The 823-nt window shown below is 43.0% G+C and carries 1 protein-coding gene; it reads left to right on the forward strand.

Annotated features, from left to right (window positions below; genetic code table 11):
• Nucleotides 1-282 precede the first annotated feature (282 nt).
• On the forward strand, nucleotides 283-823 hold a 541-nt coding region (locus tag ACS8FD_RS18890), incomplete at its 3' end, for a transporter substrate-binding domain-containing protein (protein ID WP_439276985.1).

The raw sequence follows: 823 nt of genomic DNA on the forward strand, positions 1-823 counted from the left end.
TACCTGACCACTATTTGACGTTGTCATTCTGAGTCATTCTGACAGTGTCAGATAGTGGCGATAACATACAAACATTAGGTATGTCTTTTATCCTCATTTGATGCTTTATTGCTCGATAATAACAGTCAATATGCAAAACGTTTGTTTTTGATATTTGAGTGAGGTATTATCGAGTTGTCCATAAAATGTCAATACTTGTTATTGTATTTATATCTGGCAAGGATGCCAGACGTTAAAACTACACAAATCTTTATCAAAATTTTATTAAAAAATGAGGAACGTATGATGTCGAACTCTCGCCTATTGTGGTCGTCAATGACCATCACCGCGGCCATTGCACTTAGTGCCTGTAGTCAACCTGCCAACGAGGCCGCTGATACTAACGCTGATGCACCGGCAGCGGACGCGGCTGGTAAGACGATTCGTATCGCAACTGAGGGTGCTTACCCTCCTTTTAACTATACTAATGCTGACGGCAGCTTGGCAGGATTCGATGTCGATGTTGCCAATGCTTTGTGTGAGCAGATGCAAGCCAACTGTGAAATCGTCGCACAAGATTGGGACGGTATCATTCCAGGTCTATTGGCTCAAAAGTATGATGCTGTGGTCGCAGGTATGTCGATTACTCCTGAGCGTCAAGAAAAGGTTGATTTCACTGAGCCTTACTTTGCAAATACCATGGTATGGCTGACCGATACGACTGGCAGTTTTGATCCAATGGCAATGCAAAACCTGACGTTGGGCGGTCAACGTTCAACGACTCCAGGTGCTTATTTGCAGGACAATTATGAAGGTAAAGACGGTAATACGGTTCAATTATATG

The organism is Psychrobacter sp. 1U2 (assembly GCF_051847575.1).